The organism is Olivibacter ginsenosidimutans (assembly GCF_039542865.1).
In the GTDB taxonomy this organism is placed as follows: Bacteria; Bacteroidota; Bacteroidia; order Sphingobacteriales; family Sphingobacteriaceae; genus Olivibacter; species Olivibacter ginsenosidimutans.
This window is the reverse complement of record NZ_BAABIQ010000036.1, coordinates 15,206-41,240: the sequence shown is the minus strand read 5'-3', so window position 1 is coordinate 41,240 and position 26,035 is coordinate 15,206. Positions and strand designations below refer to the sequence as shown.

At 41.2% G+C, this 26,035-nt stretch carries 21 protein-coding genes and 1 tRNA gene; 13 read left to right on the top strand and 9 right to left on the bottom strand.

Annotation, left to right across the window (positions count from 1 at the left end; translation table 11 throughout):
- Positions 1-41: 41 nt before the first annotated feature.
- Entirely contained in the window at positions 42-779 is a 738-nt protein-coding gene (locus ABD930_RS12495; RefSeq protein ID WP_345232063.1) for an HlyD family secretion protein, read from the top strand.
- 8 nt (positions 780-787) lie between these two features.
- On the top strand, positions 788-2,386 hold the full coding sequence (locus ABD930_RS12490) for an MFS transporter (RefSeq protein WP_345232062.1): 1,599 nt from the start codon (positions 788-790) through the stop codon (positions 2,384-2,386).
- Here the strand turns inward: ABD930_RS12490 and ABD930_RS12485 are convergent.
- Together ABD930_RS12485 and ABD930_RS12480 are read right to left on the bottom strand one after the other, a co-directional pair.
- Positions 2,383-3,177, bottom strand: coding sequence for a sulfite exporter TauE/SafE family protein (locus ABD930_RS12485; protein ID WP_345232061.1), 795 nt, complete (start codon positions 3,175-3,177; stop codon positions 2,383-2,385). The two genes, ABD930_RS12490 and ABD930_RS12485, sit on opposite strands and share 4 nt — an antisense overlap.
- 34 nt (positions 3,178-3,211) lie before the next feature.
- On the bottom strand, positions 3,212-3,823 hold the full coding sequence (locus ABD930_RS12480) for a phosphatase PAP2 family protein (RefSeq protein WP_345232060.1): 612 nt from the start codon (positions 3,821-3,823) through the stop codon (positions 3,212-3,214).
- 163 nt (positions 3,824-3,986) lie between these two features.
- Here ABD930_RS12480 and ABD930_RS12475 point away from each other — a divergent pair, with 163 nt between their 5' ends.
- A complete protein-coding gene (locus ABD930_RS12475) occupies positions 3,987-6,137 on the top strand; it encodes a GH92 family glycosyl hydrolase (protein WP_345232059.1) in 2,151 nt (716 codons plus the stop codon).
- A gap of 188 nt (positions 6,138-6,325) precedes the next feature.
- Here the strand turns inward: ABD930_RS12475 and ABD930_RS12470 are convergent, their stop codons facing one another.
- On the bottom strand, positions 6,326-6,748 hold the full coding sequence (locus tag ABD930_RS12470) for a VOC family protein (RefSeq protein ID WP_345232058.1): 423 nt from the start codon (positions 6,746-6,748) through the stop codon (positions 6,326-6,328).
- A gap of 163 nt (positions 6,749-6,911) precedes the next feature.
- Between ABD930_RS12470 and ABD930_RS12465 the strand changes: the two genes are divergently transcribed.
- On the top strand, positions 6,912-7,889 hold the full coding sequence (locus tag ABD930_RS12465; RefSeq protein WP_345232057.1) for a GlxA family transcriptional regulator: 978 nt from the start codon (positions 6,912-6,914) through the stop codon (positions 7,887-7,889).
- A gap of 21 nt (positions 7,890-7,910) precedes the next feature.
- On the opposite strand, the gene ABD930_RS12460 is transcribed toward ABD930_RS12465, so the two are convergent.
- The 4 genes from ABD930_RS12460 to ABD930_RS12445 form a co-directional block, all read right to left on the bottom strand.
- Complete coding sequence (locus ABD930_RS12460; RefSeq protein WP_345232056.1) at positions 7,911-8,990, bottom strand: acyltransferase family protein; 1,080 nt, start codon at positions 8,988-8,990, stop codon at positions 7,911-7,913.
- A gap of 197 nt (positions 8,991-9,187) precedes the next feature.
- Positions 9,188-9,619, bottom strand: coding sequence for a DUF1810 domain-containing protein (locus ABD930_RS12455; protein WP_345232055.1), 432 nt, complete (start codon positions 9,617-9,619; stop codon positions 9,188-9,190).
- Positions 9,612-12,305 (bottom strand): DNA ligase D, encoded by a 2,694-nt coding sequence (ligD, locus tag ABD930_RS12450; protein WP_345232054.1) that lies wholly within the window; start codon positions 12,303-12,305, stop codon positions 9,612-9,614. The genes ABD930_RS12455 and ligD overlap by 8 nt, the downstream gene beginning before the upstream one ends.
- A 161-nt stretch (positions 12,306-12,466) precedes the next feature.
- Positions 12,467-12,814, bottom strand: a complete 348-nt coding sequence (locus ABD930_RS12445; RefSeq protein WP_345232053.1) for a winged helix-turn-helix transcriptional regulator — start codon at positions 12,812-12,814, stop codon at positions 12,467-12,469.
- Between the two features lie 275 nt (positions 12,815-13,089).
- On the opposite strand from ABD930_RS12445, the gene ABD930_RS12440 reads away from it, so the two are divergent.
- The 8 genes from ABD930_RS12440 to ABD930_RS12405 all read left to right on the top strand — a co-directional run bounded on the left by ABD930_RS12440 (position 13,090) and on the right by ABD930_RS12405 (position 20,981).
- Positions 13,090-13,497 (top strand): SDR family oxidoreductase, encoded by a 408-nt coding sequence (locus ABD930_RS12440; RefSeq protein ID WP_345232052.1) that lies wholly within the window; start codon positions 13,090-13,092, stop codon positions 13,495-13,497.
- A 25-nt stretch (positions 13,498-13,522) separates the two neighbouring features.
- Positions 13,523-13,909: a DoxX family protein gene (locus tag ABD930_RS12435; RefSeq protein WP_345232051.1), complete on the top strand. Its 387-nt coding sequence runs from the start codon at positions 13,523-13,525 to the stop codon at positions 13,907-13,909.
- A gap of 243 nt (positions 13,910-14,152) precedes the next feature.
- Positions 14,153-15,274 (top strand): glycoside hydrolase family 43 protein, encoded by a 1,122-nt coding sequence (locus ABD930_RS12430; protein ID WP_345232050.1) that lies wholly within the window; start codon positions 14,153-14,155, stop codon positions 15,272-15,274.
- Positions 15,275-15,468: 194 nt separating this feature from the next.
- Positions 15,469-15,543: transfer RNA gene (locus ABD930_RS12425), tRNA-Val, on the top strand.
- A gap of 182 nt (positions 15,544-15,725) precedes the next feature.
- Positions 15,726-16,190, top strand: a complete 465-nt coding sequence (locus ABD930_RS12420) for a hypothetical protein (protein ID WP_345232049.1) — start codon at positions 15,726-15,728, stop codon at positions 16,188-16,190.
- Positions 16,191-16,207: 17 nt separating this feature from the next.
- Positions 16,208-16,570 carry a DUF4180 domain-containing protein gene (locus ABD930_RS12415; RefSeq protein WP_345232048.1) on the top strand — a complete coding sequence of 121 codons (363 nt, stop codon included), beginning with the start codon at positions 16,208-16,210 and terminating at the stop codon, positions 16,568-16,570.
- Between the two features lie 315 nt (positions 16,571-16,885).
- Positions 16,886-18,064 (top strand): DNA polymerase IV, encoded by a 1,179-nt coding sequence (dinB, locus tag ABD930_RS12410; protein WP_345232047.1) that lies wholly within the window; start codon positions 16,886-16,888, stop codon positions 18,062-18,064.
- The gene (locus ABD930_RS12405) at positions 18,045-20,981 is read left to right on the top strand and encodes a DNA polymerase III subunit alpha (protein ID WP_345232046.1); all 2,937 of its coding nucleotides are present in this window, start codon (positions 18,045-18,047) and stop codon (positions 20,979-20,981) included. Before dinB ends, ABD930_RS12405 begins: the two co-directional genes overlap by 20 nt.
- A 28-nt stretch (positions 20,982-21,009) precedes the next feature.
- On the opposite strand, the gene ABD930_RS12400 is transcribed toward ABD930_RS12405, so the two are convergent.
- Complete coding sequence (locus ABD930_RS12400) at positions 21,010-21,888, bottom strand: SIR2 family protein (RefSeq protein WP_345232045.1); 879 nt, start codon at positions 21,886-21,888, stop codon at positions 21,010-21,012.
- Positions 21,889-21,904: 16 nt separating this feature from the next.
- The gene (locus ABD930_RS12395) at positions 21,905-23,920 is read right to left on the bottom strand and encodes an ATP-binding protein (protein WP_345232044.1); all 2,016 of its coding nucleotides are present in this window, start codon (positions 23,918-23,920) and stop codon (positions 21,905-21,907) included.
- 162 nt (positions 23,921-24,082) lie between these two features.
- Between ABD930_RS12395 and ABD930_RS12390 the strand changes: the two genes are divergently transcribed.
- The gene (locus ABD930_RS12390; protein ID WP_345232043.1) at positions 24,083-25,891 is read left to right on the top strand and encodes a DNA topoisomerase 3; all 1,809 of its coding nucleotides are present in this window, start codon (positions 24,083-24,085) and stop codon (positions 25,889-25,891) included.
- Positions 25,892-26,035 lie beyond the last annotated feature (144 nt).

Genomic DNA, 26,035 nt, shown 5'->3' with positions numbered 1-26,035 from the left:
TGGGCCATAACGGTATCATGACCTAAATATAATTATAAAAATTGGTCGCGGGCAAAACGATTGTCCGTTCGGATGTCGGTGTATCCGAAAATAGCACCACCATTTCTCAAGCCAATCTGGAGGAGGTGAGGGCACGTTTGCAGAACCAGGAACAGAACCTGAAGCGCTATGCCAATCTGTTGAAGGCGGATGTGATACCGCAGTTTGAATATGATCAGGTGAAAACCGAATACGATGCCATGAAAGCACGTTATGAATCTTTACTACATCAAAAGCAGTCTACACAATTGAATACCAAGGCTGTTTCCGATAAAATGGAACTTTCGGAAGCGGATATTATGCGTGCGGAGGCAGCGGTAGATCTGGCAAAGCTAAACGTTTCTTATTGTTATATAACGGCTCCATATGATGGGATAATGGGACGTAGGAAAATAGCAGAAAACCAGTTGGTGCAAGCCGGCCAAACATTGACAACCATCGTTAAGTCGGGAGATAAATGGGTAACGGCAAATTATACGGAAGCGCAGATCGGGAATATCCATTTGGGCGACCGCATGCATATCAAAGTCGACGCCTTTAAGCACCATACTTTTGTAGGCGAGGTGATTGCTATCTCCGGTGCAACGGGAAGTCGTTATTCGGCAACGCCGGTGGATAATTCTACGGGTAACTTCGTGAAAGTCCAGCAACGTATCCCCGTACGCATCAAATTCATCGACACGGGAAAAGAAATGGAAAAGATACGTGCGGGCATGAATGTGGAAGTAACCAAACGATAAGGGATAACATGAAAAACTCCATATTTCATGAACCGGTACCGAATTGGCTGGAAAAGGCCTGCATCATCCTGCTGTTGTGTTCTCAAATAATGGTGAGCGGCATTCCTACTAATGCCATAGCCCTTGTTACGTCTTTTCTGGGTGACGAAAAAGATGCTATACAATTCATCTATTATGGCGGAATTGTGGGAAGCATGAGCTTTTATCCCTTGATAGGCCGTTTTACCCGCTATTTTCGTAAGAGGCAATTGTTACTCATGGGGATTGCTCTGGAATTGGTGCTATTGATGTTATCCGTTTTCACGCAGAACGATCTGCAGCTGTTCATCTGTAATTTTCTGCTTTCTTGTGTAAAGATGCTCTGCCTGATTGTCTGCATTGGTATGTTGATGGCAAAATTTAATCTCGGCAATAGCCGAGGCTTGTTTTATGGGATATACTATGCTTTTTCATATAGTCTAAGCCAACTGTATTCTTACTTCGTTGCCATACTTTTGCAAACGTATTCGTGGAAGTATACGTTCTTGCTGAGTCTTCCGGGAATCTTTATCAGCCTGCTCATCGTGGTCTTGCTCATGCATTCCAGAAGGATGGAACGGAAATATCCATTATACCAAGTGGATTGGATCGGCTACCTGTTGTTTGTTCTTTCGAGCTTATGCCTTTCCTTTGGTTGTATTTTTGGAGAAAGGCTGGATTGGTTGAGAAGTAACCTCATCTGCTTGGTGATGGCTATGGCTGCCATTGGATACATCTTATGGACCATAAGAATGTTGACCATTCGAAGACCATATGTGAACATAAGGGTATTGGCAACATATAGTCATGTGCGATGGGGTGTCGGACTTATGGTATTCATGTTCTTCATTTACAATACGTTCAGCATATCGACAGAGTTTATGAAGGTTAACCTGGGATATGACGATTCTTACGTGGCTGCATCGAATCTTTACATGATTATTTCGTTCGCGATCTTTATTCCCCTGACAGGCATCTGGCTCCATAAAATACATCGGGCGCGGGAAAGCCTTTTCTTAGGATTTCTGCTGTTTGGGGTATATTACCTGTACACGGCACGATTTTTTTATCCGGAAGAGAATGCTCATTTCTTTTTGATCCCTATGGTTATCAGGGGCGCTGCCTACGGGATTAGCATCACCTCATTATCCTATTATGCATCGGTCAATCTACCGGCACATGCTAGCGCACATAGGGCTTTCTTTTCCATTACGTCCCGAAGCGTTTTGGCTGCGCCTATTACAAGTGCACTTTGGCTTGATCGTTTCAATTACTTCAAACAGAAACAATACGACATTATTTCCGCTCAGTACGGTATGGACGATTACCGTGTGTCTGATTTGTGGAAGGGGCTGGTATCCAGTCACCTGAAGGCAGGTAGCAGTTTAGAACAAGCAGAACAGTTGGCCCACGGAAGCATCCACGCTATGATATATAAGGAGGCCTTGATTGCAAGCGCCCAGAATATTTATTACGTGCTTGCGGCGATTAGTATTGTAATGGCTATTGCGGTACTATGTCTTAAGGTGCTAAATATCCATTATGTCTCTGAGAAGAACAAGTACCCGCTTACCTACGTGGATGTCTAAGAAGATGATGGATGAACATCGAATACAGCATTGATGATTAAAAAAGCACCTATCGCGATAAGGCCTATATAGACGTAATTAAAAAACGAGGCATCCTTGAACTTCTGGTTGAGATAGCGGCCCAGGAAGATTGCTGGAAACAGTGCAGGAAGTGAAATAAGGAAATAATGGAGCACGGTATAGTTCATTAACCCATTGATAAAATATCCAAAAGCGCCAATTAAACTGGCCGGCAAAAAATAGGCTTGAAGCGTTGCCCGGAAATAAGTGGCGGTCCATCGGCGCATATTACCATAAATAGCTAAAGGAGGACCATTAAGTCCGTAGGCGCCTCCCAATATCCCGGATAAAAAACCGCAGATAAAGAGCCACCATTTATGATCGGTTTTTAAATGAATGGTGTTTTTTCCATATAATGCGTAAGTAGCATAAGCAATAATCAATGCCCCTAGACTGATTTTTACCCAGTATGCTTGGGCATAGAGCAAGATTAGGATGCCTATTGGGATGCCTAATAAGGCAAAGAGGATGAGCCATTTAGCACTGCTCAGGTGAATTTGGCGATGATCTTGTACAACAACGACCAAAGCTACCGTAATGGAGAGCAATACCGAAAGTGGTACGGCAATTTCGAGCGGTATGAACAAAAGAAACAGGGGAACAGCAACCAATGATTCGCCAAAGCCAAACGTGGAGCGCACTAATGTGGCAATAAAACTGATGCTAAAAATATAAACAGAAGAAGGCAACGTTGTTGTGGTTATGGTACCCACACAAGCATTAATGAGCATAAAAATAAATGATTAACGGATATAGAATATAAGTTTAATCTGAGTAAATTCGTTTTTTCTTGTACCCTTTATCGAATACTTTTTGCAATTTCCAGGTGAGGTAGGCACTTCCGGCTCCTAAGATTATCCCTCCGGCAACATCACTGGGATAATGAACACCCATGTACATCCTGGAGTAAGCCGTTGTAGCTGCTAAGGCAAAGGATGGTGCAATAACGTACCATTTTGGATAGTTTAGGCTTAACGTAGTAGCCAGAGCAAAAGTAGAAGATGTATGCCCGGAAGGGAAGGAGTAACCGCTTCCACCACCTTTATAGGCAATTTTATCAGGGTAAGCCACAAATGGGCGCATGCGTTCAATGCTATTTTTTAAAGCAAAAGTCATGGCTGTTGTACCCGCCAAGGCAATGCCGGTTTGCAAAGCATTTTTTTTCAACTCCGGATCGTGGGCTAGGGTACCGGCTAAGTATAAGGCAAAAGGGGCAGCCGTAGTGGTAATGATGGCTTTGTCGGAAACGAATTTGAACACCCGGTCTGCCGAAGTTGAACTTGGATTCAATTTGGCCAACAGATTAATATCTACATTTTGTGATCGGGCAAAGCTTGGCAATAATAATAGATAAAGAAGAGCAAGCTTGATTTTCATGTGTTTGTCATTTTTACGTTAAAAATAACAAAATAAACGGATATTACAAAATGATGACGGAAAACGTCTTAGCGGTGTGGCTTATATTTCTACTGCTAAAACATTAAAGCTTGCAAATGAAAGCAACTTTGGCTATGTTTGGGGTCAACCGACAGATATAAACATGCGTAAAAAAAATCTTTTAATTGCTTTATCAGCAGTATTATGTTCAACCACCATGGTCGAAGGCCAAACGAAAACCAATTATACCAAGTACGTGAATACGTTTATTGGAACGGCACCCCTTACCGACCCGAAGATTTTGGGTTATAAGCTGCCAGACGATTGGCGTTCTTGGGCGGGGCTCACTTTCCCGGGTGCATCTTTACCCAATGCGATGGTACAATTAAGTCCGATGACCGAGTACGGTTCTGGGGCGGGCTATGAGTATGAAGACGACACCATTTACGGCTTCACCCATACCAACAAAGGGCATTGGAATTTGTGCAATATACCCATCTTACCGCTTTCTAACCCCAAGGAACATTTTGGTTCTAAATTTTCCCATAAAAAGGAAAGTGCTGCACCGGGTTTTTATCAGGTTTACTTGGATGATTATGCGGTCGACGTGAAGTTAACGACTACCTTAAGATGTGGTTACCACCAGTATGCCTATAAAAATAATACGGATAGGCAGATCTTGTTTGATCTGGCTAGGGCAAATAATCGGGTTTCCCATTGGCAGATTGAGCAAGACGGCAACCAGGCTCTTCAGGGGTATCAACAAACGGGAGAAAAAATTTATTTTTACGCGGTGTTGAGCTCGCCTATCGAGCGACTGGAGAAAAAGGAGGAGGGAACCCTTAATGGATTTGCGATTGTTCATCTAGCAGATGGCAATAAAGGTCCGGTAGAACTTAAAATAGGTTTGTCATTTGTGAGCATGGCCAATGCGAAAGAAAATTTAACGAAGGAAATAGGCAATAAATCCTTTAATGAAATCCGTAATGCGGCTACTCAGCAATGGGAAAAACTGCTTTCTGCCATAGCGGTAAAAGGTGGGACGCCAAAGCAGAAGGAAATGTTTTATTCGAGCTTGTACCGCTCTTGTTTATGGCCGGCCTTGCGCAGCGATGTGAATGGAGAATTTACGGATGCCAAAGGTAATGTCAGTAAAACAGGCTTTAATTACTATACGGAACCATCATTATGGGATACCTATCGAAATAAGGATGTGCTTTTAGGACTGGTTGCTCCGCAGGTAGCCCTAGACGTTATCCGTTCAATGAAGGATGTTGGCGATAAAACGGGATTTATTCCAACGTTTTTTCATGGCGACCATGGGGCGTCTTCGATTACGGGGGCCTACCTAAGAGGGATTACCGATTTTGATGTGAAGGGAGCGTACCAGATTTTATTGCGAAATGCAAATGTGGAGGGAGGTGCAAGACCCTATATTCGTGAATACATACAAAAAGGCTATATTGCAGATCCTGACGTTCTTAACCCTCATGTAGAAACGAAGGCAAAAGCGGGGGTATCCAAAACATTGGAATATGCTTATGATGATTATTCCCTGGCACAGCTAGCGAAGGCCTTGGGAGATTCGGCTAACTATCATACTTTAATGGAACGGTCGAAAAATTATAAAAATGTTTTTGACCCATCAACCCGATTTATGCGCGGTAGATTGGCTAATGGGGATTGGATTACACCATTTAATCCACAATATCCTTATTATGAGTATATGTATCGGGAAGCGAATGCTTGGCAAGTGTCGTTTTACGCTCCTCATGATATGCCGGGATTGATTGAATTGTATGGCGGACCTAAAAACTTTGAGTCGAAATTGGATTCGCTGTTTACCGTTCCATGGAATCCGAATTATATTGCGCGGAATGTGGAAACCATGATTGGTCAGTATTGCCATGGAAACCAACCTGATCACGAAGCACCTTTTGCTTACTATTTTATAGGAAAGCCGGAGAAATCACAAAAAATAGTTGACTATATCTTGAATAATTTATATGGTATAGGGGATGATGGCATAGCCCTTTGTGGTATGGACGATGCAGGAGAGATGTCCTCATGGTATGTATTAAGTGCACTCGGTCTATATACGTTTTCGGCTACCGACCCTCAGTATTTAGTGACAGTCCCGCTATTTGATGAAGTGAAATGGAAAACCAGTTATGGAAAAACGCTCACCATAACCAAGGTTGGCAAGGGTAGAAGCTTAACGGCCATAGAAGTAAATGGCGAAAAGAATCAAGGTTATTTTGTACCACACCATTTGTTCAAAACGGGTGGTAACATCAACATCTTCACAAAATAAGCTCTTTTTTCTGAGCGCAATCATTCGTCTGATCAGCGCTAATGGAAGTTCTTCCTTATTCGGAAATTGAATGGCAGATTTGAAAACTTTGAGCCCTTTTAAATCGGGCTCAAAGTGATGTAAACATGCATCGCTCTATGGAACTTTCACCGCTCTTTCCGCAAATAGGAAACAGGGAACGATTCTAGTTATCGCGATTGATTGCTGTGGTTGATCATCCACCGTACGCCGAATTTATCTTCAAATGAGCCAAAATAATCACCCCAGAACATATCTTCCATAGGCATCTCTATTTTACCGCCTGCAGAAAGTTCGTTAAAAAGCCGATCCGCCTCTTCACGGCTATCTGGTGTGATAGATATGTAATTGTTGTTCCCGATGTTCAGCTGGTGCCCGGCAGATTTAAGACAATCGGAAGCCATGAGAAATTGACCGTCGCCAATGGGGATAGAAACATGCATGGTTAAGTCTTTTTCTTCTTCCGGTAAGTTTTCAAAGCCAGGTGTTTCCCCCATTTTTTGGATGTACAATTCACCACCAAATACCGATTGGTAAAATTTAAATGCTTCTTCGGCATTGCCGTCAAAGTTCAGATACGGATTGAGTTTCATATGTTTTTTATTAATCTGTTAGTACTTTTTGTAAGGGGTTAACGTTTAATTGTTGTTATACAAATATAGTATACGTTATAATCGATAAGAGAGGGGCAATTTGCCTTTTTCTGGGGGGTATATGCGCCTTTTTTATTTACCTAAAAATTGCTAAAATTGATCTATGAAACTATCCATCCTGCTAACTAAACATTATCGCCTATTGAGCGTAGCTGCTATTGTGGATGTATTTGAAACAGCAAATAAATACCTGGAAGAAACGGAAAGTGAAAAACGGTTCGTGCTCCATTTTATTGGGACAGAAAGGCATTTTCAATTACCCGAACAATTTCAAAAATATGACTGTTCTTTTTTTACTGATCTAACAGAACCAATCGATTTAATTTTTATCCCCGCTTTTCAGCATACGGAGCATATGCCGCAGAATATTCAGGATAATGCGGATTGCTGTGCCTTTTTGGTTAGCCAGTATCAACAGGGCGTTTCTTTAGTTAGCCTATGTACCGGATCATTTCTTTTGGCAGCGGCTGGTTTACTGGACGGTAAGGAAGCGACTACCCACGTAGAAGCTGCGGATAAATTTGCACGTATTTTTCCGCAAGTAAAATTGCAACCGCATGCCATCGTTACGCAAAGGGAAAATATCTATACGAGTGGTGGTGCAACCAGCAGTTTTCATATGAAGCTCTTGCTTATCCAACAATATTGCGGTAGGGAGCTGGCCGTGCGCGTAGCGAAAGCTTTTGCGATTGATATGGATCGTAATAACCAATTGTACTTTGAACACTTTAAGCCGTCTTTGTCTAATGAAGATGAATTAGTACGTGCAGTACAGACAGCTATTAACCAGCGTTTCAGTGAGATAAAGAATGTCGAAGAAGCATTGGATGAAGTACCTTCCAGCCGAAGGAATATGATTCGTCGCTTCAAGCAGGCAACCGGAATGACGCCAATACGTTATTTACAAAAAACAAAAATTGAGGCCGCTAAACAACTGTTGGAAACCACCAATAGAAATATCTTAGATATTATGGTATCATCGGGTTATAACGATATGAAGAATTTTCGCCACCTTTTTAAAACGTTTACCGGACTCACCCCCAAGGGTTACCGAGATAAATATGGTATGCGTTTGGGATAATAATCGAACTCAGGTTAAGGGTCAATTCTTTTTTCGTTTATTAGTTAAATACCTGCGAATCGGAATATCATAGCCTACCATAACTAAATAAGCAAAACCGACAAGCAAAAGGGTGCCGAAGATAACCACACCGGTAAGTTCGGTGGTACCGGGATGATGAAGGGTGTAATAATTGCCAAAGATCCATATGGCAAAATAATGTGTCATGTAAAGCGGATAAGACAACTTGCCTGAAAACACACAGGTTGCTTTCCACCTGGGTGAAAGGCTTGCTCCCGCACCTAAAGATACCAGTAACGGAAAATAAATGAGTACCACCAATAATTCTGCTAGCCAGTTCCAGGAGAAGCTTGGCATCAGGAAGGCAGCTAGTAATAATATACTGAGCCCAACAAAGCCTAATCGGTTTTTAAGAATCCAGTTTGAGCGATAAATCAGCATTCCTGCAGAAAAAGAATATAAAATCCGTACGCCACCGTCCCAAAAATTAGTTCTAGTCCATCCACCTAATAGATTTCCGGCCCGATAACCGACGATACAGAGTAGTATGGCACCAATTAGGGTTAACAACATAAGATATCGTCGGTTTAACTTATATAGTATCCAGGCATATATCATATTAGCGACATATTCCCAAAATAAAGACCACGATGGGGCATTCAAACCAAAAATGTTAAAAGCACGGTCTTCCATTACCGGAAACGGGATAAGAAAAATGGAGCAGAGAAATAGGGCCAGGATGCTACCTATGCTATACGTGCTGGCTTGGTCACTAAAGGGATCGAATAAAAAACCTAATAAACCCAATAGTGCACCTAAAATAACCAAAGGGTGGAGCCGAATAAGTCTGGATTTAAAAAATTCAATCCTACCGATGTGTCGTATACGGTTATCATAGGCATAGGGGATCACGAATCCGGACAAACAGAAAAAGAAATCGACTGCCAAGAAGCCATGGCCAATAACATTTTGGCTGGGATCGGTGTAAATCCACTCCATAAAATGAAAAACGACAATAGCCAATGCGGCTACCCCTCTTAATCCATCTAAAATATCAAAATGCTGCTTGGTTTTCAGTAAATCTGGGCTTAATTTATTCATTTTACTATCTCTTTTTTGCTTTCCCTATGGATACAGGTAGATCGAGGGTATATCGTCTATAGCCTCAATATTACTGAATTATATCGATGCTACAAAAGAACAAGGCTTGACGAATGCGGTTAATGGAGATAGATTGTTGGCATAGCTAGTGACCGACAATCGGATTGATGATCGGGGGATGCTGATTTTCAACGTGTTTAAGATGTATTAGCCAGTATTTGTAAGGTGCGATCATCTTTTTTGCCCTGGAAAAATTTAGTTAATAATTTCTGGAAGATCGGATTGGTATGGGGCAATGCTTGAAATAATGTTAATGAAGATCGTAATTTCAGGTCATCAGGATAACCGAAAATGGAGCGTGCATCATGAAGGGGTAGTTTAAATAATTCATTGGAAATGTGGATGAAGCGTTCGCCTAAAATGGGATGTTCCAAATACGCTTGGGCTTCATGTAAATCATTTATAGCGTAAAATTGAGATAGCTCGCTGTAGCCCAATCCTTTAATTTGCGGAAAAATATACCACATCCAGTGGCTTTTTTTCTGGCCGTTTTTGATCTCCGTTAGCGCAATGGCGTAATCTTTGTCTTGTGCGGTTAGAAATCGTTCTAAATCATAGGATTCATTCATGGCTGCTATTCGTTAATATACCTTGGGCTGCTTGGATGGTTTTATGGAGATCGATACCACCCTTGGCCAATACCCCCTTAAATAGGTCGCCCGTTTCTTTGAGCCGGTCTACGGCATTGTGGATGGTGAAATCGCGCATCGTTAATCCCGGTTTAACCTCATCCCATAGTAAGGGCATAGATACGGTTGCACCCGGTTTCGGCCGTAACGAATATGGACCTGCTAGGGTTGCAGCAGGTCTATTTTGCAAAAAATCCAGATACATTTTCCCTTTTCGACTTTTAACTTTACGTTCCAGGCTGGTAAAATTGGGTATACGCTCATGGACCAAACTGACAATTACTTTGGCAAAGAGCTGAGATTGTTCATAGGAATATTTTGCTCCCAGTGGTATGTAAATGTGCATGCCCGTGGAGCCTGATGTTTTGGGATAACAGGGTACATGAATGCCATCTAATACGTTTTTTACCTCCTGCGCCGCCTGAATCACTTCTTCAAACGTATTTTGATCGGGATCAAGATCAATCACACAATAGTCTGGCGAATCGGGCGATTGTATCCGACTAAACCAAGGGTTCATTTCGATGCAGCCAAGGGAAGCCATCCATAACAAAGTAGCTTCATCATCGCCAACCAAATATGCTTTATGTTCGCCTTCGCTAGTGGTATAAGGATAGGTTTTGGTGACCCAATCCGGTGCTTTACCCTTAATGTCTTTTTGGTAAAAACTTGGCCCGTTGATACCGTTTGGAAATCGGTTTAAAGACATAGGTCTGTCTTTAAGATAGGGAAGGATGTAATCGGCAATCTGGTAATAAAAGTTAAACATATCCCGTTTGGTGATACCATCATCTGGCCAATATACTTTACTTAAATGGGTAAATTTGAGCTCCTTTCCATTGATCTTACGGACCTGTGTTTCTTCCTGCGGGTTGAGTAATGTTCTCCGTTCGTTTTTTGGGGCTTTAGTTAGGGAAGATGATGGCTTTTCTTCGGCTTCCGCTACGGTCGTTTCGGTATCTGAAGGTGTTTCTAGTAATACTTCCTTCGCTTTTTTATCGCTGCGCATACCTTTAAAAGAAGCTTGCCTGAACAGGCCTTCACTGGTTATTTCAGCGAAATTTACCTCACCCACGAGCATAGGCTTCAGCCATGTCGGTTTTGCGCCGAGGCGTTGCGGCCGGAATCTGGAAGGTTTATCGACGTCGGGGTCAACAGCAAACGGACTTTTAGAGGTAATTAAAGGTTTAAATTGTGCCATCATTTCCCGTTGTAGTTTGTCGGTAAAGCCTGTCCCTACTTTTCCAACATAACGCAATTGTTTTCCCTCGTACACCCCCATAATAAGAGCACTGAATGCTTTGGAAGTGCCTTCATTGCGGGTAAAGCCAGCGATAACGACTTCCTGCCGGCGTTGTACTTTAATTTTTAGCCATTCTTTTGAACGAGCATCTGGCGTATACAGGCTATCGGCTTTTTTGGCCATGATGCCTTCCAGGCCAACTTCTTCGGCAGCATCAAAAAAATCAATACCCCTAGCGGCGAATACTTTACTCTGCCGGATGCGGTCATCGTGTTTTGGTAAACAATCGGCTAAGATGGCTTGCCGTTCTACTAAAGGTAGTCCCATCAAGTTTTTCCCTTCATACCATAAGATATCAAAAATATAATAAACGAGATTCCCGTCTGCCTCACTGCGCCAGTTTTGCAGGGCGCCAAAATCTGCCAAGCCTTTATCGTTTAACACCACGAGCTCGCCGTCGATAATAGCGTTGATCTTCCATTCCTTTAGCAAATCAATAATGGGATAATATTTGTCAAACGAGATGTTGTTACGGGAGATCAATTGTACATCGTCTTTTGTCACTTTGGCTATTGCCCGATACCCATCCCATTTTACTTCATATACCCAATCGGGATCGTCAAAAGGTTCATCGATTAGAACAGCTTTCATAGGTTTTATTTTGGTCGGTGCTGGTGTTTTGGGTGCTTTTTTGAGCAATTTTGCAAGATCAGTTTTCTTTTCTCCGGTCGTTTCGGTAACCTCTTCGGTTAGCTGTTCGTCGGCAGCTTTCTTTTGCTCGTGGCCGTTTTCCCAAATTTTTTCACTACTTTTTTCCATCTTTTCTATGGTTTTACCTGAAAGTACGGATTGGTCTTTTTTGGTGATATCGCTTTTGCTTGCAAAATCATCTTGATGTTTAATGAGTAGCCAGCTGTTTTCACCCATTCCCTGTGTTTTCACTAAGGCGTATTCGCCCTTTAGCTTTTGACCATGGAGCCGGAATTTTAAGGAACCTTTAGCGAGTTGCGCGAGGAGATGTTTTTCCTGAGCTTTTTTTCCTTTTATAGCGTCGATGGGTTCATAGGTTCCCTCATCCCATACGATTACCGTACCACCGCCATACTGCCCTTTGGGAATAATGCCTTCAAATAGCCGATAATCCATCGGATGGTCTTCAACCATCATGGCTAATCTTTTTGTTTGTGGATTGGTCGATGGACCTTTAGGTACCGCCCAACTTTTTAGAACGCCTGCCATTTCCAACCGGAAATCATAATGCAGCCTGGAGGCATCATGCTTCTGTACAACAAAAGTGAGGTGTTTTTTATCGACACTTTTACCCGCTTTAGGCTCGCTGGTTTTTTTAAAGTCCCTTTTCTTCCGATATTGATCAAGTGCCATGCTACTTCGTTAGTTAAGTTTACTTTCAAGAAGGAGATTACTCCTTGATGTGAATAACAAATACCTTGCTCAGGAGTTTTTTTGATGGCACTTTCACAAAAACGTCTTAGGCTGTTGGCTTGCACCTTTTATAGGTTACATGATGATAATGCTAATATCGCTTAGTTTGCTGCTATTGCTTTCCGATGGTTTTTCCCCCATTTAATCATAGCATCAATCACTTCTTTTAGAGTGTCGGCATATTCGGTTGCACCATACGTTACGGTTATCGGTCTGGTATTTGATACAGTACGGGAAACTAATTTATTCATTTCCATTTCTTGCAGTTCTTTTGACAAAATCCGTGGACTGATGCCCGCCTTTCTGGATAATTCACCAAAACGCATTGCTCCATCGTTTACCAAAATGGATAAAATGACCAGTTTCCATTTACCACTAACCACATATAGCGTGTCCTGAATGGCTAGATGCGTGTGGCTGCAATCTTCTTGATCATGCTTGTTTTCCATATGCTTACATTTATGTAACTACTATCAATTAGGTAATTAGTTACAAATGTAAACTATTATGCTCTAACTTTGAGCAAATAATGAAAAATGATGGTTATCAGATAAATGACCCAAAACGCGTAAATAGCATCATTCAGACCGTAGTGGAGGATTCTGTTTAAAAATGAGATTCCTAGCTATGTTAAGAATGACGAATAAGGTGTTTTGCGCTCGATATGACGTAAGGGCGCATTTTGAGGTAAACTTTCCGATAGCCATTTAAAAATAATAACAATATGAACAATTTAGTAAAAGACAAAGTGGTGGTAATTACAGGAGGTAATAGCGGAATTGGCTATGCCACAGCTAAAGCATTTTCAAACCTGAATGCAAACGTATTGATTACAGGAAAAAGGGAAGAGGCGTTAAAAAAGGTATCTGAAGATACAGGTATAAAATCTATTCTTGCTAACCAGTCTGTTATGGCTGATATTGACAATTTAGCCACAGCAATGCAGTCAAAATTTGGAATAGATGAAGCAACGTTGGAGGTAATTAAGAGACAAATGATCGGTCAGGTACCCTTAGGAAAAATGGGAACACCAGAAGATGTTGCAAAACTGGTGGTCTATTTGTCTGATAATAATTCTTCGTCATTTATAACAGGAGCAGAGTTTTTTATAGATGGAGGAATGGCATTATAACAAGCAAATAATAAAAACGATAAACATGAACACAAAAAGAAAAAATATAGGTGGTTGGGTATTAAGTGGCATTATCGGATTAATGCTTTTGGCCTCTGCGTTTGACAAAATCAGGAGTAGTGAACACGCCTTACAAATGGCTTCTTCTTTTGGTATATCTGCAAAACCTTATGCCATTTTGGGTATTATAGAAGCACTTTCAGTAGTGTTGTTCCTTTTTTCAAGAACAGGCATCTTGGGGCTATTGCTCTTGACTTCTTATCTGGGAGGAGCTATCGCTACACATTTGCAACACGGACAGGATATTTTATTCCCAGCAGTTATAGAAGCACTTGTATGGATGGCAGCAGTGATCCGTTTCCCCGAATTATCGATCAGAATACTGAAAAGGAAAGAAAATAAGGAAGCTTAATTATTCGATTGGTTTTAACCGTTGGATAAATTACTCAAAGCGCATAAATACCGTTTAGCTCGACCGCAGTGGAATGACAACTCCACAGCAGTTCATTCAATATGACGTATAAAGCTTGGATTGCATGGCACGCAAACTACGTATTGATACATATTTCTGAAAAGTTGAGACAATATGTGTTTGGTGTAAAAGAAAAATATCCTTCTATTTGGGGTTTGCTAATCGATTAAATGATTCAACATAATGGACGTAAAACATATGGTAATGGCGATTTGGTTGAGTGTTCTGACCTTGGTTGTACCAACAGTTACCCATAGCCAAATAAAGAAAAAATATAAAAATCCACTTCAGGTGGCTTTTGGTGATCCGTATGTTTTATACGATGATGCTGCCAAGTGCTACTACATGTATGGCACAGGAGGAGGGGCTAAAGATGGCTTCTCAGCGTATTCTTCCAAAGATATGGTTAACTGGAAATACGAAGGGCAAGTGTATTATGGAAACCATGCAGAAGCTTGGGGTATCCATTCGTTTTGGGCTCCGGAAGTATACAAAAGGAATGGCAAGTTTTATCTTTTTTACAGTGCGCAATGGAAAGTTAATCCGCACCAAGAACAAGAAAATTTTAAGATTGGCGTAGCCGTGGCAGATAAACCGACGGGACCATTTAGGGATATCCTAGATAGACCGATATTTGACCCTGGCTATCCCATTATTGATGCTAATGTTTTGTTTGATGCAGACGGACGTATTTATCTGTATTATTCGAGGTGTTGTTATAAACATCCAGTAAAAAGTGAAGTGGCCCAATGGGCACAAGAAAAAGGCTGGTTTAACGAAATAGAGGAAAGCTGGGTGTATGGTGTAGAGTTAAAACCAGATTTTAGTGGTGTGATGGGTGAACCGCAGTTGCTTTTACGCCCACCGGTAACGATGGATGATAAACAGAGCGAATGGGAGAGTCGTTCTGTGACGGCTAAAGAGGTAAACCGACGATGGACAGAAGGATCTTTTGCGTTTAAGGTAGGTGATGTTTATTATATGATGTACTCTGCCAACCATTTTGCTGGTGCATATTATGCCGTTGGATATGCTACGGCTAAAAGTCCTTTGGGACCATTCAGGAAAGCAGATAATAATCCGGTGCTGGAAAGAAATACCGACAAAGGCGGGGACGTTAGCGGTACAGGCCATAACAGTGTGGTGTTTGCTCCTAATGGTAAGCAGTTTTGTGTATACCATGGACGTACTCAGGCCACAGGTAATGAACGTGTGGTGTTTATCGATGAGTTGCATATCGACAAGCAGGGAAAGCTTACGGTTGATGGGCCAAGCACGACACCTAAAGCGTATCCCTTACCGTGAAAAAGATGTGCGCGGTGAATTGCCGAAATGCATTCAAGGATGGACGATGGAGATCGACAGCAAGACGCTAATGAAAATAAATTATCAAAATGATTTTCCAATAACGATAAAAGATTTATTTTTGTGGCACATGAAGAGACTGTTTAAAATTCACCTATAAAAAACGTAACCATACCAATTTAAACAGCCTCTAAGGGAAATTAGCTCAGTTGGTTCAGAGCACTACCTCGACAAGGTAGGGGTCACAGGTTCGAGCCCTGTATTTCCCACTCGAAAAAAAATAGCATGTTATAAAACAAAATGTAAAAAGCTACGTTTATAGATTAAGGTTTAGGTTGATTATATAACAAAGGCCCTTGCTTCCCAAAAGCAGGGCTTTTGTTGCTTTATAGACGGTAAAATTGGATAGTTGAGGCTTTTTGGGTATTTTGGGCATCTTTATAGGGTAACTATGTATATAAAACAGATTTTTTCAGCCGCTTTGTTCATCGGATTGGCTTTGGTGAATTCATCTTGTCAGCAAGAACCGTCATCAACTGCCACTAAACAAAAAACGGATACCACGAGCTTGCCTATTGGTAATAAAGATGTAATGAACGTTGCAACTCCTGATTCCACCTATCTGCTAGGTGTGTGGTACGATGAAGAGATCAAGACACCCGATGGTGCAAAGATCGCCTATCAGGTCATTACGGATAAGAAACGGGTGGTGATACAGCCGGTTGCTTTTAAGGGCGAAAAACTACAGGTAAGTGATCAACCGGTTATTCAACCAACGGCAACCGAATTGGTGAAGCATGGCGACCGTTATATCAGTGCCGACAGTCCGGAAGACAGTTATGTCGTGGATAAAGCGGGAAACCTGCTTATCTATCATCATGACAAACTGCTCGTTACCTGCAAAAAGATTTTATAATACATTTTCCCTGTACGATGCAAACCAAAACTCACGTTATCAATGACATAAAAATTGCGGAAGTTGTTTCTCCAGAAATAATCGTTCGATCTGCCGAAGATGGACTAGACTTGTTGGGTAATTTGTATTACCAGGGCTTTGACAGTATAGCGATGTATGAAAGGAACCTAATACCTGAATTTTTTAATTTAAAGAACGGAATAGCAGGTGAAATTCTTCAAAAATTTTCAAATTACCGTGTGAGATTAGCTGTTATAGGCGACTTTTCTGCTTACTCAAACAAAAGCGTGCAGGATTTTATTTACGAAAGTAATAAATCCGGACATATTAATTTTGTGCCTTCCTTGGAAATAGCATTGGTAAGACTTTCGAACAAGTAAAAGGTTCGCTCTAGTCTATCTTTTAAATTGTTTTCACTTTCTTCCGCAGGCCACGAAGGAGCTTAAATACCTTAAAAAAGCAGAGCACCTACCTTCGGTTTTCGAAAATGCCGCCTCCAAAATTTACGAATTAGTAGTGGGATGCACTGCTGTTCTTGTAAATTTTGAAGCGGTGAGTCTTTGGTTACTTTCTTCGGAAGAAAGTGACAAGATAAAGCTAGGCAATCAATTTCAAAATATCTTTCTTGCTTTTGTGCTATAATTATTAGTATATTTGCTATTAAAATTAGTATATTATAGCGTAAGCTAATAAAAATGGAAAGGCATATTATTCATTGTGATCTGGATACTTTTTTCGTTTCTGTAGAGCGATTGCGCAACGATAAGCTAAAGGGTAAACCAATTCTAATAGGTGGAAGCTCCGACAGAGGCGTAGTGGCTTCATGCAGCTACGAAGCTAGACAGTTTGGTGTACACTCAGCAATGCCCATGAAACTTGCCCTACGCCTTTGTCCACAAGCTATTGTGGTTAAGGGCGATCATGATATGTATAGTAAGTATTCCAATGTTGTTACAGAAATTATTGAGGAAAAAGCACCGCTAGTCGAGAAATCTTCTATTGATGAACATTACCTCGATATCAGTGGAATGGATAAATTCTTTGGTTGTTGGAAATGGAGTCAGGAATTACGTCAACGGATTATAAAGGAAACGGGTTTACCTATTTCCTTTGGCCTGTCGATTAACAAAACGGTAAGTAAAATTGCCACCGGAACGGCTAAACCTTGTGGAGAACGAAAAGTAGACTTTGGCACAGAAAAAGGCTTTTTGGCCCCGCTTAGTATTCGTAAAATCCCCATGATTGGCGATAAAACCTATACCATACTACGAAATATGGGTGTCTCTAAAATCCTTACGCTACAGCAGATGGAGGTTTTTACCATGCAGCGTGTATTGGGAGAAAGTGGTGTGTCCATTTGGAAAAAAGCAAATGCGTTAGATACTACGCCGGTAGTACCCTTCCGTGAACAAAAGAGTATGAGTAAGGAAACGACCTATCAGCAAGATACCATAAATATAGACATACTTCGTGCAACGATGCTTTCGATGGTAGATGAACTTTGCTTCGATATGCGAAGGGAAGGTAAACTTACAGGCTGTATTACGCTAAAAATACGGTATTCCAATTTTGATACCCATACCATGCAAATTAAAGTTCCTTATACCTCATCTGAACGGGTCATTTCCGGAAAAGTGCTGGAGCTTTTTAATAAACTCTATAGCCGTAGAATGCTTATCCGGCTCATCGGCGTTAAATTTAGTCATCTGATTACCGGTAATTACCAAACTGACCTTTTTAACGATACGTTGGAAGATCTTAATCTTGCTCATGCCTTGGACCGGATTAGGATGCGGTTTGGTGCTACATCCATTGTACGGGGATTTTCTGGAAAGGATTATCAAGTAGAAGATCATGTTGCTAAATGTCCATAGTTATTTTAGTCTGCGTTATGGTACGCTAAGCTTGGAGCAGCTTATAGAGCGTATTCGCGCTAATGGATACGATACGGCCGTCCTTACCGATATTAACAACAGTTCGGGTGTACTGGATTTTATTCGGCTTTGTCGGGAAGCCGGTATTAATGGCTTTGCGGGAATGGAATTTCGAAACGGAAACGACTTGCTTTACATCGGGATTGCCCGGAATGAGTTGGGATTTCAAGAACTCAATGCATGGATAACCAAAGCAAATCGGGAAAAAACAACGCTCCCTGAGATAGCTCCTGCATTTGACAACGCCTATATCGTTTATCCGTTTGGCGGAAACCTACCCCAGTTGCTGCGCGAAAATGAATATATTGGCGTGCGTCCATCAGATTTGAATCGCATGGCATTTAATAGGCTATTTGGTAAAAAAAAATATGTGGTGCTCCAAACCGTCTCTTATGAAAAAACGGATTATAAACTACATACCCAACTACGTGCGATAGACCATAATGTATTGATTTCACAGCTAGAACACCGGCAAGTGGGGAGACCGGATGAGGTATTGTTGACCAAAACGGAATTACTTAACCGATACAGTCGATTTCCAGAATTGATACATAACACTTGCCGCCTCCTGGAAAGTTGTTCTTTTAATTTTGATTTCAAAAAGGTAAAAAACAAGGCCACTTTTACCGCTAGTAACGGTGAAGATCAGCAACTGCTATACCAATATACAATGGATGGTTTTATCCAGCGGTACCAACACACGGATGGGGAGGCTAAAATGCGTGTGTTAAAAGAATTGGATATTATTCGTAACCTGAATTTTTCCAGTTATTTTCTCATAACGGATGATATATGTCGATATGCCAGAAGCCGTTCTTTTCATTATGTTGGGCGTGGGAGCGGAGCAAATTCTGTAGTTGCCTATTGCTTAGGTATTACCGATGTGGATCCTATAGCGCTCGATCTATATTTTGAACGTTTTCTCAATCCGAAACGTAAATCACCACCAGATTTTGATATTGATTTTAGTTGGAATGAGCGTGACGATATATACCGTTATATTTTTGAGAACTATCCAGATGGTCATGTTGCATTAATGGGCGCAATGAGTACTTTCCGTAGCCGATCAATTATCCGAGAGTTAGGCAAAGTGTACGGATTACCTAAAAGAGAAATTGATCGACTGGTAAACGAGCCGCAGCATATGCTTAATAAAAATGAAGTTACCGATATGATTCTTTCGGTGTCTAAACAAATGGAAGATTTCCCTAATCAGCGTACCATTCATGCGTCTGGCGTACTGATTGCTGAAGAACCGCTTACCCGTTATGTTGCGCTCGATTATCCACCGAAAGGTTTACCTACAGTACAATTTGACATGTACGTTGCCGAAGATATTGGCTTTGAGAAATTCGATATCCTCTCTCAAAGAGGTATAGGACATATAAAAGATTGTCGGGAAATTGTTAAGGAAAATAAGGGGGAAGTTATTGCTACAGATAACCCCAACCGATTTTTTAATGATCCTAACATTGCAGCGCAGCTACAATCGGCCAATACCGTTGGTTGTTTTTATATTGAGAGTCCGGCTATGCGGCAGCTGTTGACGAAATTGTGTTGCGACAATTATTTAACCTTAGTGGCGGCTTCTTCCATTATCCGTCCAGGTGTAGCGAGCAGTGGGATGATGAAGGCTTATATTGAGCGCCATCATGATCCCTCAAAGGTAGTGTACCCGCATCCGACATTTAAAGAGCAATTGAAGGAAACGTATGGCGTTATGGTATACCAGGAAGATGTCATGAAAATAGGACACTATTTTGGCGGACTGGATTTGGCAGATGCGGATGTGCTGCGTAGAATGATGAGTGGCAAATACCGGCATGTTGACCACCTGTTGGAAATTAAGGATAAGTTCTTTAATCATTGTACAGCGATGCACTATCCGGAAGAGGTATCGATGGAAGTATGGAGGCAAATGGCATCTTTTGCGGGCTACAGTTTCAATAAGGCGCATAGCGCAAGCTTTGCCGTAGAAAGCTATCAGAGCTTGTACCTAAAAACTTATTACCCATTAGAGTTTATGGTAGCAGTGCTCAATAATTACGGTGGCTTTTATAACCGGAAGGTATATGTAATGGAGGCCAAGAAGGCCGGAGGAAATGTTTGCCTGCCCTGTGTGAATAAAAGTGCGATGAATACGACAATTGATGGAAAGGATATCTATTTGGGGTTTGACTGCTTATTAAACTTGGAGCAGGAATTAGCCGAACGTATACCCCTAGCGCGTGCGCAATATGGCGATTATACTAGTTTAGAAAACTTTGTACTACGTACTGGGGCAGGGTTGGAACAACTTCTTGTCCTGATACGATGTGGTGCTTTTCGCTTTACGGGAATGGGCAAAAAGGAATTGTTGTGGGAAGCACATCTGTTACATGCTAGCCGTAAATGGTCTATGAATAAGGCTTCACTATTTGAAAACCAGTCAAGGAAACCGATATTGCCAAAACTGGATTCGTCGGTGCTCGAGGATATCTATGACGAGTTAGAGTTGATTGGCTTTCCGGTTTCGGCTAGCCTTTTTGATCTTGCACGGGCTACTTATCGAGGGGATGTGCAAGCGGCAGATATGTTGGCTAATGAAGGAAAAAACGTCCGTATGGTGGGTGATTTTGTATGCGATAAAGATGCGCGGACAAAAAATAGGCAGCGGATGAAATTTGGAACTTTTTTTGACTGCCACGGGAACTTTTTTGACACGGTGCACTTTCCTCAATCGTTAAGTCAATATCCCTTATTAGGTAATGGCTTGTATTTATTGGAAGGCAAGATCGTGTCAGATTTTGGTTGCCCAATACTCGAGGTTATACGATGTGCAAAAATGCCCTTAAAAAATGATCCCCGAAGTGAATAGCCATCGTTATCTTAGTATTCGTATACACTTAGCGTCCGTCTTGCCTGATCTTCTCTAATATTTCCTGATAATAGTGCCTTTTAGATGGCTGATCTATCACATGGACATGAACATCGTTCGCCTTTAAAAGCGCCAGCTTTCCGGCAGCTTTTTCTGTATAGGTTTTTGGAATAAAATAGTGGATTCGATTCCTTATAAATCCACTTTTCCGGTAAAATTTATTGCGCGCCCTATAGGTAAGCAACCACCACAAATCTGATTCGACATAGTCTAAGGATAACCCCAAGATGTATATATCCTGAGTGAAAAAAAGATCTATCCATGATTGATTGTTTAACGGTTTTTTTTGAGCAAGCCGTCTAATAAGGGATGTTTTTAGGACTTCGGTTGAACTATAGTTGGTGCCAGAAACGGTATAGCTTCGCATTCCTTGAAGTTGGCCGCAATAATGCTCATAACCCAAGTTAATGGAGTTTGGATGCTTGCAATCGCCGTGAATATGCCAGAATGTTTTGTGATGAAGCTCATACCTCCGAAAGATGCTATACGTGGTTTCTTTGATGATACCGTTATTGATTTTCGGAACCGCGCCCTCTATAGAAAATTCATAATTGGTGGTCATAATATGCGAAACAGGAAGCTCCCGAATGGCCTCATGAATTTCATTGCTTATAATACGAGATACCCGCTCGGCAATGAAAGCTTTTAACGTAATCTCCTTTACAATCGAACCATTGGCTATGGCCCCTAGAAATATTTCTTCATATAACATCGGAAAAGGCTTGTCTTCATTTTGGATGGACGCTACACGAAAATGTGCTTTTATATCCGCTAAAAGCGCTTTCCAACTCCTGCCAGGAGATAGGTTGTTAATGTCATTTCCTATTAAAAGGGCGTATCTGGACATATATTAATTGGCCTGTTTAAATAGTCATCGTTTGGCTAGCTACCTTATCTGAAGAAGACCGATCTAATGTAATGTTTTTGAGTTGTAATTCTTCTTGGATAGCGTTTTTGTCGAATTCCAGTTTATCTAATAAATAATTGTGTTTGATTTCGAAAGTCCGGAAAAGGTCGTCCCATGTCAATGCAAAAATCTCGTATCTGCCCGACTGGTGGACAAGAAATTTTTTGCCCTTATCCTTAAATGCAGCATATTGCTTTTCCATATACGCATCAATCTTGTTGCTAACGAGATAAAACTTCCATGTCCGTGTTTGGCTATTAAACTGATCTTCTTTCATAAGTAGGTCTAAATAATCATCTACCTGACGAAGCTGTTCCTTTCCCAAAGTAACGGTAGGACGTTTCAGTTCAACCATAATATTTTCCTCCAATTGGTATTCGTTATCCACGCGGTCTGGAACAGTGTTTTTTCTACACAGAAAGATATCAGGCCTTCTTTTCCAATGGTAATTGATGCGTTGTTTTGTTTCTATGCCATCGATAATAAAAAGGTAGGCCGAAAGCAAGTACTCGAAATGCTTATCGGCAGAAGCGAGATGATATTGTTCGCCAAAAAGCCAATAGTTCTCTTCAATGACGCGCTGGATATGGTCTCTTTCTGTCGTAAATCTTTTGAGATCAAACACCAATGTTCGGAGCAGTTCAATAACTTTAAAGCGATTTTCTATCAATTTTATGGTCTCAACGATTCTGGAAAAGTTGGTTTTTTTGAGTACAAGGCACAGTTCTTCCCGCTCGGTTGTACTGAGACGGGTTACCTGTTCTACAATGGTCAAGATATTTTCCCGTTCATCGGTGTCCAATAATAAATTCAAAAAACCAATGAATGTTTTTTCCTGCTCTTGCTTTAACCCTTTAAGGATTTTAGGTTGAACACAATAAAGCTCTTTCACCACCAATAACAAGTCCTTTTTACGTTCTTGATCATACCTGTTGTTGGAAAAGTGGGGGAGTGAGCCATTCTTTTCAATGGTTAACAGATGTTCATCAGCAGCTCTTTCTTTGATGTATTTTTTTTGTTTTCGATGAAGTAGTTGTTTTAATTCTGTGTTGAGCTTTTTAAAAATTAGATGATGACTGAGTTGACTAAAAAGATTGTCGTGTATACCATCATCCACCGTTCCTTGATCAAATGCGTCAAAGAAAGACGATTCAACGTAAACACTGTGGTGAAAATCGATGGCATTGTTGTTATAACTTGTCAAGTCTTTTGCTACCTCTATTTTATCACTATTTAAGTAGTAGTAATAATACTTGTCGCCAATATGATCACTCCAGCGTAGGTAGGTTACCTTAAAGGTGTAGGTGTTTCCTGCTCTTCCTGATATGGACCATTGTACCATATCCTTTTCCAAGATCAGATGGCTATAATCAAGCGGTTTTTCCTGAAGTGATAAGGTATAACCGTTGTCTTTATTCAGAAAAAGAAACCAGCCAAATTCTGCCGCTAGGTAATCAAAAAAAGTTTGATGGGTTAAAGAAGAAGCTGTAATGCCAAAAATTCCTGCTAAGGTTACCGATGTGCCTGTGCTGTTCTTTTTCGAGATTTTTTTAGCAGTGTCTTCATATTCATCTTTTCTATCGCGCTCCATCATTACCTGATAAGCCAACAGCTTGTTGTCATGTCGGTAAACTGTTCTCCAAGTAGCCCGTGTTGCAAACAAGGAAAAGGAAAAACGCCCCTTTCCCTTTTTCCCCTTCGTGTATGACGAACGTTGGAATGTTCTTTTTTTCAACGAATCAAGAAAATTACCAAATGATGCATGAAGCGTCTCATAAGGAATGCCTTCGCCATTATCTTCGATGGTTATTTGGTCGAGATAGCCTAATTTATTGGCTTTAAAGTGAATACGTACGCTTGAGGCTTTTGCGTCAAAACCGTTCCAGATATACTCGGCAATAGCCTGTTTATAATCTTTTGGTAAACCTGCTGATTCAATGCTTGCGTTGGTTACGTTAGCTTTGTTTATCATTCCTACCTTCGTTTAGTTGCCCGCTGGTTACGGGCAAATGGCCCTTGTATTGCTAATAATTTTATAACAAAGCTAATAAAATTAGCGGAGATTAACATGGTTTTTTTCTTTCATGGTAATGACATTTTTCCGAAATTCGCCAGCCCAGAATAGGGTGCCCGTATGAAAGTTTGTATAGCAGAGAAACCGAGTGTAGCCAAAGATATTGCCCAGGTAATTGGCGCGACTGTTCGTAAGGATGGCTATTACGAAGGGAATGGTTATCAGGTGACATGGACTTTCGGACATCTTTGCACCTTGAAAGAACCGCACGACTATGCAGCCGAATGGAAATCTTGGCGTCTGGAGCTCTTGCCCATTATTCCACCTACCTTTGGCATAAAGCTAATTGAAAATAAAGGCATAGAAAAGCAATTCAAGGTTATCGAACGTTTAGTTGCCACCTGCGAAGAAGTGATTAATTGTGGTGATGCGGGGCAGGAGGGGGAACTTATTCAGCGATGGGTATTACTTAAAGCCCGTTGTCAGGTACCGATGAAAAGGCTATGGATTTCATCGCTGACAGAGACAGCCATTCGGGAAGGTTTTAATAACCTTAAATCGGCCGAAGATTATGAGCGACTTTATGCTGCTGGTAGCGCTAGAGCTATTGGCGATTGGTTGCTGGGAATTAATGCTACCCGCTTATTTACCACCAAATACGGTGCGTATAAAACCGTTTTGTCTATTGGACGGGTACAAACCCCCACATTGGCGATGTTGGTTGAGCGACAAAAAGAAATTAACGCCTTTAAAGCTACAGACTATTGGGAATTAAAAACCACGTATCGGGAAACCATTTTTACCGCTCAAATAGAACGACTGAAGTCGGCAGAGCGGGCGGATAAGGGACTGGCTTATCTCCAACAGCACCTTTTCGAAATCCTATCGGCCGAAACGAAAGAAGGTAGAGAAAAAAATCCGCGCCTCTATGATCTAACCTCCTTGCAGGTAGACGCTAATAAAAAATATGGATTTTCTGCGGATGAAACCCTTACCAATATTCAAAGCCTGTACGAGAAAAAATGGGTTACTTATCCTCGGGTAGATACCACCTATTTATCGGAAGATATTTTTCCGCAAGTGCCGCATATATTAGCTAGCATGAAGCACTATGCTTCCTATACGGCGGTAATTTTAGAAAATCCCATCGATAAAAATAAATCCATTTTTGACAATGCCAAGGTGAGCGACCACCATGCCATTATTCCCACGGAAATATGCCCAGACAGCTTGCCACTAACAGAAAAACGCATATACGATTTAGTTGCCCGACGTTTTATTGCGGCATTTTATCCGGAATGCAAAATATCCAATACAACGATAGAAGGCAAGGTGGGCACCATCCCATTCCGTGTCACAGGTAAGCAGATTCTTGAACCAGGTTGGCGTGCGCTTTATCCGAAAGAGAAAAAGGGAGATAAAGCCGATAAAGAAGAACAGGAAATTCCGCTATTTGAAGCGGGGGAGTCTGGGCCGCACGAGCCATTTATCCACAAGGGTAGAACGACAGCTCCAAAAGCATATACCGAAGCCACCCTTTTACGGGCGATGGAGACCGCCGGAAAACAAGTGGATGATGAGGAAATGCGCGAGTTACTTAAAGAAAACGGTATCGGACGGCCATCTACACGGGCGAATATCATTGAAACACTATTTAGACGTAAGTATATTGAAAAGAAGGGACGAAAATTGATTGCCACGCAAACAGGCATGGAATTAATTGATACCATAAAAAACGAATTGTTAAAGAGTCCGGAACTTACCGGTGTTTGGGAAAGAAAGTTGCGCTTGGTAGAAAAGGGAACCTATGATGCAACCGTATTTAAGCAAGAGCTGGTTGAATTGGTGATTCAGCTTGTCAACGAAGTAAGAAGCAGTCAGTATAAAACAATTACCGTGCAAGCGGAAGCTGTACGCCCAAAAAAATGATGCGATAATTGTTCTTCATTCATTAAATCTTGTCACAACTTCCCCCTGTTTTTGCCATTTTTCTCATCTATTTGCAAAAAATAATTTACTACTTTTGTTACCATCTATCATATCAACGGAAGTTGATTAAAATTGAAAAATTTA

Excerpts from the sequence above, each read along its gene's own strand:
- ABD930_RS12490 (WP_345232062.1), top strand. The coding sequence starts at position 788 with ATGAAAAACTCCATATTTCATGAACCGGTACCGAATTGGCTGGAAAAG.
- ABD930_RS12485 (WP_345232061.1), bottom strand. The coding sequence starts at position 3,177 with ATGCTCATTAATGCTTGTGTGGGTACCATAACCACAACAACGTTGCCT.
- ABD930_RS12480 (WP_345232060.1), bottom strand. The coding sequence starts at position 3,823 with ATGAAAATCAAGCTTGCTCTTCTTTATCTATTATTATTGCCAAGCTTT.
- ABD930_RS12475 (WP_345232059.1), top strand. The coding sequence starts at position 3,987 with ATGCGTAAAAAAAATCTTTTAATTGCTTTATCAGCAGTATTATGTTCA.
- ABD930_RS12470 (WP_345232058.1), bottom strand. The coding sequence starts at position 6,748 with ATGAAACTCAATCCGTATCTGAACTTTGACGGCAATGCCGAAGAAGCA.
- ABD930_RS12465 (WP_345232057.1), top strand. The coding sequence starts at position 6,912 with ATGAAACTATCCATCCTGCTAACTAAACATTATCGCCTATTGAGCGTA.
- ABD930_RS12460 (WP_345232056.1), bottom strand. The coding sequence starts at position 8,990 with ATGAATAAATTAAGCCCAGATTTACTGAAAACCAAGCAGCATTTTGAT.
- ABD930_RS12455 (WP_345232055.1), bottom strand. The coding sequence starts at position 9,619 with ATGAATGAATCCTATGATTTAGAACGATTTCTAACCGCACAAGACAAA.
- ligD (WP_345232054.1), bottom strand. The coding sequence starts at position 12,305 with ATGGCACTTGATCAATATCGGAAGAAAAGGGACTTTAAAAAAACCAGC.
- ABD930_RS12445 (WP_345232053.1), bottom strand. The coding sequence starts at position 12,814 with ATGGAAAACAAGCATGATCAAGAAGATTGCAGCCACACGCATCTAGCC.
- ABD930_RS12440 (WP_345232052.1), top strand. The coding sequence starts at position 13,090 with ATGAACAATTTAGTAAAAGACAAAGTGGTGGTAATTACAGGAGGTAAT.
- ABD930_RS12435 (WP_345232051.1), top strand. The coding sequence starts at position 13,523 with ATGAACACAAAAAGAAAAAATATAGGTGGTTGGGTATTAAGTGGCATT.
- ABD930_RS12430 (WP_345232050.1), top strand. The coding sequence starts at position 14,153 with ATGGACGTAAAACATATGGTAATGGCGATTTGGTTGAGTGTTCTGACC.
- ABD930_RS12420 (WP_345232049.1), top strand. The coding sequence starts at position 15,726 with ATGTATATAAAACAGATTTTTTCAGCCGCTTTGTTCATCGGATTGGCT.
- ABD930_RS12415 (WP_345232048.1), top strand. The coding sequence starts at position 16,208 with ATGCAAACCAAAACTCACGTTATCAATGACATAAAAATTGCGGAAGTT.
- dinB (WP_345232047.1), top strand. The coding sequence starts at position 16,886 with ATGGAAAGGCATATTATTCATTGTGATCTGGATACTTTTTTCGTTTCT.
- ABD930_RS12405 (WP_345232046.1), top strand. The coding sequence starts at position 18,045 with ATGTTGCTAAATGTCCATAGTTATTTTAGTCTGCGTTATGGTACGCTA.
- ABD930_RS12400 (WP_345232045.1), bottom strand. The coding sequence starts at position 21,888 with ATGTCCAGATACGCCCTTTTAATAGGAAATGACATTAACAACCTATCT.
- ABD930_RS12395 (WP_345232044.1), bottom strand. The coding sequence starts at position 23,920 with ATGATAAACAAAGCTAACGTAACCAACGCAAGCATTGAATCAGCAGGT.
- ABD930_RS12390 (WP_345232043.1), top strand. The coding sequence starts at position 24,083 with ATGAAAGTTTGTATAGCAGAGAAACCGAGTGTAGCCAAAGATATTGCC.